The sequence below is a fragment of the Massilia glaciei genome, assembly GCF_003011895.2.
Classification (GTDB): domain Bacteria; phylum Pseudomonadota; class Gammaproteobacteria; order Burkholderiales; family Burkholderiaceae_D; genus Telluria_A; species Telluria_A glaciei.
Genome location: NZ_PXWF02000087.1, coordinates 1 through 10,521 on the forward strand (window position 1 = coordinate 1; position 10,521 = coordinate 10,521).

At 51.9% G+C, this 10,521-nt stretch carries 8 protein-coding genes; all 8 read right to left on the reverse strand.

The window, feature by feature from the left end; all coding sequences use genetic code 11:
- Positions 1-327: 327 nt before the first annotated feature.
- A complete protein-coding gene (locus C7C56_RS06590; protein ID WP_106756671.1) occupies positions 328-1,413 on the reverse strand; it encodes an IS630 family transposase in 1,086 nt (361 codons plus the stop codon).
- A 73-nt stretch (positions 1,414-1,486) separates the two neighbouring features.
- Positions 1,487-2,548, reverse strand: a complete 1,062-nt coding sequence (locus C7C56_RS06595) for an HNH endonuclease (RefSeq protein WP_106756666.1) — start codon at positions 2,546-2,548, stop codon at positions 1,487-1,489.
- A gap of 7 nt (positions 2,549-2,555) precedes the next feature.
- On the reverse strand, positions 2,556-2,972 hold the full coding sequence (locus C7C56_RS06600) for an HIT family protein (protein ID WP_106756667.1): 417 nt from the start codon (positions 2,970-2,972) through the stop codon (positions 2,556-2,558).
- Positions 2,969-4,120 (reverse strand): protein NO VEIN domain-containing protein, encoded by a 1,152-nt coding sequence (locus C7C56_RS06605; RefSeq protein WP_502506455.1) that lies wholly within the window; start codon positions 4,118-4,120, stop codon positions 2,969-2,971. Before C7C56_RS06605 ends, C7C56_RS06600 begins: the two co-directional genes overlap by 4 nt.
- 772 nt (positions 4,121-4,892) lie before the next feature.
- Entirely contained in the window at positions 4,893-6,056 is a 1,164-nt protein-coding gene (locus C7C56_RS27960) for a hypothetical protein (RefSeq protein ID WP_146204314.1), read from the reverse strand.
- A gap of 11 nt (positions 6,057-6,067) precedes the next feature.
- Positions 6,068-7,831 (reverse strand): hypothetical protein, encoded by a 1,764-nt coding sequence (locus C7C56_RS06610; protein WP_146204315.1) that lies wholly within the window; start codon positions 7,829-7,831, stop codon positions 6,068-6,070.
- 2 nt (positions 7,832-7,833) lie between these two features.
- Positions 7,834-8,595: a hypothetical protein gene (locus tag C7C56_RS06615; protein ID WP_229458244.1), complete on the reverse strand. Its 762-nt coding sequence runs from the start codon at positions 8,593-8,595 to the stop codon at positions 7,834-7,836.
- Positions 8,596-8,642: 47 nt separating this feature from the next.
- Positions 8,643-10,079, reverse strand: coding sequence for a hypothetical protein (locus tag C7C56_RS27965; protein ID WP_146204316.1), 1,437 nt, complete (start codon positions 10,077-10,079; stop codon positions 8,643-8,645).
- Between the last annotated feature and the right edge of the window lie 442 nt (positions 10,080-10,521).

Sequence of the window (10,521 nt, forward strand, 5' to 3'; positions counted from 1 at the left end):
CGGTCACGTTCGCCGAAATACGCATTGAGGATGCAAAGCATGTCAAGTGTGGCTCCGGGAGGGGAGCGGCGCACGGCGGGCCCATTATATTTTACAAGTGCATGCTGCGGGAATAGTCTCCCTTTGTCACCCGGTATGCCTGGACCGGGGGGGGCGTCGGGCTCTGCACCAGTCCGGTGTGGCCGTGCCATGGCACGAGTCTTCCTGCTCTGGAACTACATCATCCCGGCAGGTGCGTCACCTTGTGTCGCATGGCGACCGCGCCATGCGCGGTCGCGGTGAATGTGGCGCCGTGGTGGCCACTGAAATGATGCCTAGTGTACTGCGTCAAACAAATTGAAGCTTATTCAGCTTGGCTCGGGCGCGAGTGACTTTGGCCAGAATGTCGGTCGCTTTCGCGGTCCAGATGTATGGTTTCGGCGCCTCATTATGCTTTACGATGAACTGTTCGATCGAGCCGATCAGGTCGGGGATTGATTTGAACGTCGCCCGTCGCAACTGGGTTTCCGACAAATCGAGGAAGAACCGCTCGACCATGTTGAGCCAGGACGCGCTGGTCGGCGTGAAGTGCATGTGAAAGCGCGGATGTTTCGCTAGCCACGCTTTCACATTGGGGTGCTTATGGGTTGCGTAGTTATCGGCGATCAAATGGATCTCCTTGCCTTTCATGACGCTGCCATCGATTTGTCGAAGGAATCGAAGCCATTCCTGATGGCGATGCTTGGTTTGGCACTGACCGATGACACTGCCGTCGAGTGTATTCATCGCCGCAAACAGAGTCGTCACGCCGTTGCGCTTGTAGTCGTGCGTCATCGTTTGGCAGCGCCCCTTTTTGAGTGGCAATCCCGGTTGCGTACGGTCCAGTGCTTGAATCTGGGACTTCTCGTCGCAACAGAAAACCAAAGCGTTTTCCGGCGGGTTCATATACAGCCCAACAATATCGTCGAGCTTCTCCACGAAGTGCTTGTCGTTCGATACCTTGAAGGTCGACACCAGATGGGGCTTAAGTCCGTGTGCATGCCAGATGCGCCGCACGCTCGCTTCGCTGATACCCGCCGCAACTGCCATCGTTCGTGTGCTCCAATGCGTTGCATTGTCCGGCGTTTGCTGGGTCGTCATTTTCACAATCGCCTTAACCTTGCGGTCAGAAATCTGCGGCTTGCGTCCCGGCCTAGTTCCGTCCTGCTCAATTCCAAGCAGGCCGTCTTCGATATACCGACCACGCCAACGGGCCACAGTGGCACGGACGACGTCCAGTTCGGCGCTAATTTCTTTGTCCGTCGCGCCATCTGCAGCTCGCAAGATCATCTTCGATCTTTCGGCCACGCGAACCGGTGTCGTTCTACCATTCGCTCGTGATTCCAGCTCGCCGCGCTGCGCTTCGGACAACTCAATTTTCATCGCTACCCGCATGATTTTTTCCTCCTCATGACAGGATATACGCAAACTTATTATAAGCAATGTTATTTGTGACGCACTACACTAGTTACGTTGCGAAGCACGCGCTGTAACCTTCATCGACTGGTTCATATCTAGCAGCTGCAAGCCAAGCACTGCCGCCACTTGCTTTGGCGCTTGTGTATCCCCAGGCCGCTATTTGGCGGCTCACTTGAGCATCAACAACCAAGCCGGCGAACTGACCGATTTCGCCGATGGCGTCACGACGTAGCTCCAACCGCTCCAACCAGCGCTCGAGATGCGGACGCGCGGCCAAGGTTGCCGACTTGCTTCTGTTGCAGGACGGGTGAGCGAGCACGAAATTGTGCGCTAGGTCACGCGGATATTGAGAGAAGGGGACGAAGTGGTCGACGTCGCCAGCCGTCAACCTAGCGGCACAGTAAAAGCAACTTGGCCCATCGAGTTTTCTCAGCCCGTCGGCCATCATCAGTAGCGACTGGCGCGAGGTCGCAAAGAGGAAATTTTCAAGGTCGTCCGCTTCCCCAAGAATGATATGGTTTCTGGGATTTGCTTTGATGTGGCCGATCCAATGCGAACGAGCCAATTGCTGCACGAGCGGGTGGAAGCGTCTCAGGCAGTATGCGACCCCAGGTTTGAGTCTCACTTTGCCGGGGCCTACCCGTTCGTAGAGAAAATCATTCGTCGTTCCACCAAAATTCTGCAGGTAGTTCAGCGGTTGCGCGGACACTGTCTGCGCTACCTTGGCCAGAAGGATCTGGAACTCGGGGAGGTTGCGAGCAAAATGGTATGTTCCGCCGCATTGCGTGGCTCGGAACGCAGCGATGGCGGAAATTACGGCAGCCTGAACGCCATTGTTTTGCACCAAAACTCCAAGTGATGAGTCTAGCAACCCCTTGCCATAGGGCAGTGCTTGGCGCCAGTACATCTGAATGAACCGCTCACCAATCTGACGGGTTGAAAGCGCGAGCTCTCGGCCATCGTCGCCGCCAAGTTCTACCGCTAAATCAGCGAAGGCAATGAGGAGCGCATATTTGTACGTTGCTGTGAAATCGCCTTCGGCGAATACACGTTGAATATTTGAGAGGAAACGAAGTTGCTCCTCGGCCGATGGGGATGGCAGCTGCGGCATAGGCGGGCTACCTTTGGGACCAGTAGTTGGCCTTGTTCGGAATCACCCAGCGCACGCCGCCGCGCGGGTCATCCTGATCACCTTCGTACCTCGGTATTAGGTGGATGTGGAGGTGCGGAACCGTTTGTCCGGCTGCCGCCCCATCGTTAATGCCGATATTATATCCTGCTGGCTTGTTGTCTATTTCGGCCAGCTCCTTCGCTTTGTCGAGAAGGGAAAGAAGCGCCGAACGTTCAGGGGCAGTCGCAGAGAAGAATGACCCAAAGTGGCGTTTTGGAATGATGAGACTGTGACCAGGGGAAACCGGATAGCCATCCAGAATCAAGAGGGCGAGCTCGTTTTCTTCGACTACACGCCCTGCAGGAAGGGTGCAAAACGGACATGGATTTTCCAAGTTTTTGGTGACGGTAATGCTGTCAGTCATGCTGCGACTCTCCGAAATGATGCGCGGTAGTCGATTGGTTCTAAGTGCAGCTGTTTTGAAACGTCCCCGTGCAGCATGTAGAGCTTTGGTGCCGCGCGGAATTGAAATACGCGGTAAAGATGAAAGGCGTCGCCACTCTCCTGTGAGAATTCAAGCTCGTTCCGGCTAATGATGAACGCTGACGTGTGAGCACCGTTTGTAGTCTTTACCTCAATGTAGCGCGGTTTTTCCGCGGAGTCGTAGGAAAGTATGTCATAGCCGGCGCCGTCACCGAGACGGTCTGATACCCAGTCCACCCTTTGAAACAGGTCTGCCAGGCCCGCGTCCTGCAACCGCTGCTGCTCGTAGCCAAGCACCCACTGTTCGCCGATGCGGCCGAGTTGACGATTGGCTCGATCCTTTGCAGCGAAGTCGATTTTACGTGGCAGCCGTATGCGTGGTGCCCCCGATTGGACTTGCATGACGAGTTCAATTGCAGGAGCGTCCACGAGCACAGCCCGGAACTGCTTCTCGCCTGGTGCTTTCACTTCCTCAAGTGCGTCGACTACGTGCCCGACCAGGTCGCCATTATCGAGAATGAATTTCTGTACGACCTTGCGAAGTAGGAGTTGGCTGTTCCCTCGCGGCTTGTAGCCGGAGATGAACGGCAGGTCCATGCCGTGCAGCACCGCACTGATGTTCTGGTGTTTGAGTTCGACCGAGGCCTTGCTGCGCGCCGTTAGAATCTGACGCAGGGCCTCATTGCGTTCTGACTTGTAGAATTTTTCCTGTTTTGCTTCCAAGAGCAACATTTCGAAGTAGGCTGCAACGGTTGCGTCCACCTCTTGTTGTGACCAGTCCTCGCCGATTCGGACGACCTCGAATCCGAGGCTTTGCAGTTTGGGCACGACTGTGGCCTCGCCACCTGAGAAATCTGATGAGTTCAACGGACCTTCGCCGGGGTACTGGAATCCATAGGCTGAACCGACGATGGCCTTCGAGTCACATAACTCACCGTTTGCTGGGTTCCGAACCAAGAAATCGCGGGACTTACCAAAGCCGTAGCGGGCAAGAAAGGCAGTTCGGCCGAGTGACGAAAACTCTGCGAGAGCACATTGAACCGCCGATGGGCTCTGCAGGCGCGAGAGACTAGACGACACTATACGCACCCTCAACCTTATAGGATACTCGTGCCTTCTCTGTCACACTAAACGTGCGGTCTAAGTTCAGCCAGTTCTCAGCGTGTACCAAATTCATGACTCGCCTTCGGTCTTGTGTGAATGGAATTGAGGCTGCCAAGCCTCGACCAGTGCGAGTACGTTTCAGAGTTATTAAATCGCGCTGTGTGGAGCAGCAGCATAATCTCAATGCTCTGAGGCAGTCAGCAAAATGCAGCCCCCTTCTACAAGTTGAGATCCACCCGTGCCGACTTACGTCAGTGTTCATTTGCGCACGCAAATTTTGTGAACTCAGCCACTTCATTTGGTGACATGTCTTTCATTTGGTCGTAAACGAGATCTATCCAACCGGACATTGCAGCAAGTTTCTTACCAAGTTGTCGCTTAACCTTAGAGCGATTTACACCCTTATCGCGCTCTTGGGCGGCAGATCCCAGAAGCGCTGCTCGGAGTTCGCAAATTGCTGGTTCAGTCGCGAAGGCGTTTTGCACGCCGGACCCTATCCATAGAACTATCGCCATTACCGCACTTCTACAGACACTAGTCATATACTTGCTCTTTTAAAGTTATCGAATGTATTCATGCAACATACGAGAAGAACCTAGTCTACCCAGCAGTTGGTAAGTCACAAGCCAAGGCGTGGGAAAACCTTAAGTGGCGCTGTATGCGACGATATGCGAACGATAAGCGGATGGGCCGTAAAGCCGAAATAGATTTCTTATAGTTCACTGCCAGTTGACGCTAAAAAGCTGCAGTTTGGATATTAGCGGCGGACTTCAACCTTGTAAAAGAAATTCTCGATCATCAGGCGCGCCCTGTCTGACTGAATTGCGTCTGCGATTGAACTCTTCAGCTGCACGTAGTGGCGGCACTCGGGACTTTGGGCCTTGCTCCAGTTGAAGAGCGCTCTTACTTGACTGGGGAAGTCTTGGTGCGCATGAGGCCCTCCCAGTGCTTCATTTATTCCCGGTAGTGCTCGCGCCGACGCTTCTCGCCGCTCTGGCCAAGCGGGAGAGATGGTGACTGAGCCCGATTTTGTTTCTAAGGCGAACAAGAATTCTACTTTGCCTGTTTCGTCAGCCCAACAAGGCGGAAAATCTCGACCGCCCCTTGCATCCAAACGGTGCTTCAAGAAAGCAACCTGGCCCCTTAGGTCGGAATTTTCTTTTGCTAAAATCCCGGGAGACGATCCGTTGGAGGACAACTTGGCAAAGTCCCTTGCTGCGCTTACTACATCTTGGATTTCCTGATCTTCACGACCAGGCGTCAGCTCCTTCGACATATTCGTCCGAAGCTGAGCTTTGAGGACTTCACTGATCATGATCGCATTTTTAACGAGGGGAAGGAGGTCGCGATTGGCGCGTAAAGGACGAGCATCAGACATCGAAGCAGCTTGAATTCCCAAGCCGGCGGACGAATTTTTTTTGGCAGCGTTCTTGTCAAATTTAATCTCTACATGTTCGTTATTTTGTGCTGTCGCGAGCGCCTTCGCGATTTGATCTCTCAGCGCCAATGCAGATACAATTTCGTTCTTTATCATGTCAGAACGTTGCGAATTCCCAACCTTCTGCAGACGCTCTTCCAGTTCAACTAATGCCGTGAGCTTCGTGTTGAGGTCATCCACCTTTTGTTTTAAGCGATCCCGTTCATTTCGTACGCTTTCAACCGCAACCAATTTAGTGATAATTTCACTTGGATTTTTAGCACCGGCATCTTCGAGTGCTTTTGTAAGTTCCCTTTTCGCGGAGCTCAATGCGCCAGTGGCTTGCTGTGTCGATTGTATTGTCGCAAGCTCGGCCTGAGCGGCTTTACGATCGGTCTCTTCCTTGAAGATTACGTATCCAAGTAGCAAAAGTAGGAGAAACGTGATGATAAAAGCGATCTCCGTCAGGGACAGCTGAAAAACTTGATCTTTTTGTTGTGCCACTTTATATGCACCTATGAGCGCGGGGCACGAAGCTCAATGTTCTTATCCGCAGGCATCACGGTAGTAATGTTAATGCCAGGCTGAGTAATCGATTCTTCTGCGTTCGGGTCTTTCTGTGATTTGTGTACGGAGTGACCCGCCTTCACTTGGTCTTGATTAATGCTTGTCGACACCAATTTGAGATCGGCACCTTGCGAATGTAACGTTGACTCAACTGCTTTGAGCTGCTGTGTCATGACCTCAAGATGCTCCACAGTCAGTGCACCATTCTTGGACGCCAATTCGGCTTGATGTGTCAATTCGTGCAATAAATTTGCCTCGCGTGATTCGATTGTGCCGATGGCATCCAGTCTCGTCGCTAGTAACGAAGATTTTTCAATTGCTGCGTCGAGCCTAGCAGTGGTCGTTCTTGACGCTTGTGTGCTTTCCGCAAGTTGGCTCGCAACGTGACCAGCGGCAGCTCTTGCTGCTGCGGCCTCTTCGCGCAGCGATTCTCCGAAAGTGGTAGCGGCTGCTATGGAGGCAGTCGCATTTGCGTGCAAGGTTTTGGCGACGTGCATCGTAGCGTTAGCCTGTGTGCCGAGTTTGCCAATTACATCTCCTAGTGAAAGCTCAAGACTCTTGCGGGAGGCAGCGCCTTCCGCAACCACTTCTGTGACACCAAGTACCAAATGAGAAGCAGCCAAGCTGTTTTCCCGAATTGTACCGACGGTTCCGCTGAGCGCTACCTCGACCTTCACTAATACGTTTGTAAGGCCAGCAAGCGTTTCCATGTGGTTTGACGCGCTATCCAAAACAGCCTGTTGTTGTTCGGTAAGCTTGCCGATGGAATCGAGCGAAGCCTCCACGGCGCCGGCTTTCTGGCGGAGCATGTTCAATGCGTTCGTCAAAACGAGGGCTGAATCGCTAACTTCGTCGGAAGTTTGCCTGACGCCCCCCGCTAGTTGTTGGGCACTTTGCTTCAGCGAGGCCATCGGCCCTTGCAGATGCTGTGCGAAATAGTCGTCTGGGAAAGTCGTGTTTTGTAGGCGAGTGGTTACTGCGTCGGTAAAGGCGCCCACTTTCGTCTCAATGCTTGCTAGGTTCTTCTGCATACCGCCAGCATAAGCATCGACCGAATCGGAAAGCTTGCGGCTCACATTTCTGACCTCTGCCAAGGTGAGCGTGCATGCCTCTTGGTTTCGATCCGATAATTGGACGAAAAACTCATTGAGTTTTTCTGCTTGGTTTTTTGTAAGGTTTTCTACTTCCATGCTAACGCGCTCCACGCTTGCCTTGGTTGCGGCATGGACCTGATATTCGAAGTCCTTGAGCGACTCGAGCGACATTCCCATTTGCTCACTGAGTCGCCTAGTGGCTTCCAATGCAGCGTCTTCTGCGGCAATAAGCGCTTCAGTGACTTCCTCTTTGAAGCTGACCAAGTAGACGCGAACTCCTAATCCCAGCACCGTACTGACCATGGCCGCGCCGAATCGCACGGCGATTTCCTGGATCTTCGTCCCAATGTTGGGCAAATCGAAAAGGCTGAAGATAATGGAGGTAATGGTGAAGATGAAACCTAAGTAATAGCACGTATCCGCGAATTTCTCATCTGTGACAGTGGTATCGTTACGACGCACGCCAACAAAAATATATACCAGCATTAGAGCTATAGGGATTATAAATCCGAAAAGAATTGGCCGCTGAAAGTGCCAGCCAATTGCTGAGGAAACTACTTTCAAAGTGAGTGTGATCAGAAAAAGAGCTTGAATCCGAATATCAAAAATTTTATTCATATTTAACCTGCAAGTGGATTCACCGCCACGAGTCGAGCCTTGGCCTTATCGAAATACGCTTCCCAAAAAAGAACGTTGGGTCGCTCTTGAAGCCTTGGGGAGTTCATCAGATAGTGCAGTTCAACGTCAATACCATTGAGTGTGGATTGCGACCTTCTGCCGTAGTTGCTTGATGAGAATGTGGGGAAATCAGGTTGTCCAGCGTACATGCTGTATTCCGTTGTGTTGTGCAGCATGTCGGAAACGATTATGAGCCGCCGGTCACCGTTTATCGCGTGAAGTTCAAAAGCGTTGATGCCTACTAGCTGCACCATCTCAAAAATTGGAGATGCCTTCGCCGGTTGTGTGCCAATCAAGAGTTCGGCCTGCTTTGTTATTGGGGCGACAAACTTATTCTCATATTGCGATCGCAAATTCTTGAGGTCTGCTGTCCATTCACTCTTGCCCAGGCCTGTTCCAGGATTACAAAGTTCAGCGATAGGCTTTGCGTGTTCCTTATAGTCGGCACCTAACACAAATATGGAAAGCAAGTAACCTTCTGGCGTCCGGCGTTGGATTACGTCGCGCATCAGCGAGAGGAATGCTTCTTTTTGTGTAAAAGTGAACGGATCGGTTGTGTCGATTAGCAGAACGATGTGGCCTTTTGGTCCTAAGACCGGACACATTGTGATTGAATTGAGGCTATCTTGTTTTGATTTATTTATCCAATAAAATACTCCGCCGATGATTGCAACAGTGGCTGCAAAAACTACTGCTGCTTTCATGTGGTTTAAATTGTTGCGCCTTCGTTCACGCTCCTTAGCTCGACTCATCATGCTCCCCTATCCTTAAACGTAAATTCAAAGGTTTCGATCGGTACGATCTGATCTTCGAAAACCTGCTGAATCCGTAGCCTGATGGCTTGCTCATTGGTGATCAGCAACTTGACCAGCAATTCCTGCTCTTCGAGTGACCTCCGATTGTCAGCTGTGCTAAGCGAAGGAAAGGCAAGTGGCGTGAGTATCTGTTTTTTTCCAAAGTAGGCTGGAGCGGGTAGTGCACCACGATGCATTTCGTTCTCGGTACGAAATTCCTTTAATAATGCTTCCATAGAATTGGCGACATCGAGCACTGCCTGGTTGAGGCGCGCAGCTGTTGCATCCTTGTTGTCAAGTTCTTTCGCCAACAAAGCAAGACCGCTTTGGCAGTTTTTTATTTGCTTTTCAAAACTGTCGAGATGTTGCTGCCGGAGATCAACCAATTCTTCGCGCATCGCTTGCACGTCGCTGTCGAATTCCTGACGAGATTTTATTGCCGCGCGTTGTACATCGCCATATCCAGGGTACTTGTCATCTGCGGCTAAGCCATCCCACATCGCGAAGCAGGCAAACCCGATACTGACGAAAAAAAGTACTATGGACTGGACGCCGCCGAGTGAAAATGGAGAGAGGAGCAGCGTCTGCATTGCTGTCCCTCCGGGATCCGGCATGCCCGAAGCAAACGCATTTCTCAGATGTGTGATCAATAATGCGATAAATATCGAGGTTCCGCAGAATGCCAACGTCGAGAGCATCCCCACTAACCGCCGCGTTAGCTGCCGATGATAGAGCTGACGTACGCCAACGCGACCGATGCAGTAGGCCGTTAGTACGTTTAGCGCCGCAAAAATTGATGCTTGTACGATCCCGCCCAGGATGCCACTGCTATTTCCCTCCGCGAACGAGAATCCATTGACGAAGGCTTCGATGAGAATACATAAAACGAGAAGCGTTAGTAGAAAAACCGATTTTGACGAACTGGGATAAACGGCGTCCCGGGACAGCGCATGACAAGTGCGAAATTCCTGCAGCTCCCGCTGACAAATTACAGCAGATTCTTTGCCTGCTTCTAGCCCGCTTTTTTCTTCGGCATACTTGTCACGGGCTTCGATACCAAATGATTCGTCTGCATTGAGTGCACGCTTCACTGACGAGGTTACATCACGGCGACTGATGGATTCATTGAGAATTCCAAGCCGACGGGCGGCCCAAGCCACATATTGACTTCGCGCCCTTTCTACGACCTGGACAATTGCTGCCTCAGGGCCAGTCAGCTCTTGGGTATTGGGGTGGGGAAGGCCTGCTAGCCCGAGGCGTTTTGCCTCCGCACGTAAATTCAGGTCAGCCGCTAGTGCCTTGATATCGATTGGATGGATGTCCGGGTTTCCGGCGTCCAATCTTCTTTTAGGTGATGTTGTCAGCCATGCCCAGAAGGCGTAAAAAAACTTCATTGCTATGATCCAGGTGACTCATTCACCCATTTTTCAAGCTGGGTTAGGGGATATTGTTTATTGGCCAAGTGTAACTGATATTTCCTTCTAAGATGTATCCATTTTTCACATTTTTTGCGTTATTGAACTTGACTTACTCGCCGGGGAAGTTGAAGCCAGAAGGTTTGTTCGAGTGGCGGAAAATTGTCGCGGGCATCGAGCGCGCCTGGTTTGCGGCCGAGGTACGCGATGGCTGTGGCAACGTCACCGTAGCTACCTGATCCGAATGCGCAGCCATGAGCCTCTTGCAAAACTCAAAATGGGTTAAATTTTGCGATTTTCCCGCCGCTTCTATCGAGCGGTTTTTCATAAATTGTGGCTTTTCGCGGCGATTACGGCGGCGGAATCATAATTTTCCCTGGCGACAGGCGATCACTGCCCTGCCGCTTGTGTAAGCAACGGT

Excerpts from the sequence above, each read along its gene's own strand:
- C7C56_RS06590 (WP_106756671.1), bottom strand. The coding sequence starts at position 1,413 with ATGCGGGTAGCGATGAAAATTGAGTTGTCCGAAGCGCAGCGCGGCGAG.
- C7C56_RS06595 (WP_106756666.1), bottom strand. The coding sequence starts at position 2,548 with ATGCCGCAGCTGCCATCCCCATCGGCCGAGGAGCAACTTCGTTTCCTC.
- C7C56_RS06600 (WP_106756667.1), bottom strand. The coding sequence starts at position 2,972 with ATGACTGACAGCATTACCGTCACCAAAAACTTGGAAAATCCATGTCCG.
- C7C56_RS06610 (WP_146204315.1), bottom strand. The coding sequence starts at position 7,831 with ATGAATAAAATTTTTGATATTCGGATTCAAGCTCTTTTTCTGATCACA.
- C7C56_RS06615 (WP_229458244.1), bottom strand. The coding sequence starts at position 8,595 with ATGAAAGCAGCAGTAGTTTTTGCAGCCACTGTTGCAATCATCGGCGGA.
- C7C56_RS27965 (WP_146204316.1), bottom strand. The coding sequence starts at position 10,079 with ATGAAGTTTTTTTACGCCTTCTGGGCATGGCTGACAACATCACCTAAA.